Source organism: Rhizobium sp. 10N414 (assembly GCF_056394785.1).
The window spans coordinates 1-398 of the sequence record NZ_JBFTIN010000123.1 but is presented as its reverse complement, the minus strand read 5'-3'; the positions used below and the strand labels follow the sequence as shown (position 1 = coordinate 398).

Sequence of the window (398 nt, the reverse complement as noted above, 5' to 3'; positions counted from 1 at the left end):
GCAAAGCCGATGCCAAGCCCGGCAGAGACCAGCGACACCAGCGCATAGGTGTCATCGCAGCTGAAGGCAATGTTGGCGGTGAGGTCGTATTCGGCGAACTTCTCATTGAAGTAGCGTTCCGAAAACGACAGGTTCTGCCGGTTGAAGGCGATGATCTTCTGGGTGCGCAGATCATCGATGCTGATCTCCTCCCTGGCTACCAGCGGATTGGCATGGCCAACCGCCAGGTAGTAGCGCTCATGCGCAAGCGAGACGAAGCGCAASGAGCCGATGTTTTCCACCGGGCGGATGAAGCCTAAATTGAGCTGGCCGGTCTCCAGGCCGCGGATGATCTCGCCGGTATTGCCAGACGCGATATGGATGCGGACATCGGGATACTTGCGGGCGATCTTGGCAAG

Annotated in this window: 1 protein-coding gene; it reads right to left on the bottom strand. The window is 58.4% G+C overall.

Annotated elements, in window-relative coordinates:
* A partial coding sequence (locus AC1DE4_RS31885) for a LysR family substrate-binding domain-containing protein (protein ID WP_477884772.1) occupies nucleotides 1-398 on the bottom strand: 398 nt, incomplete at both ends.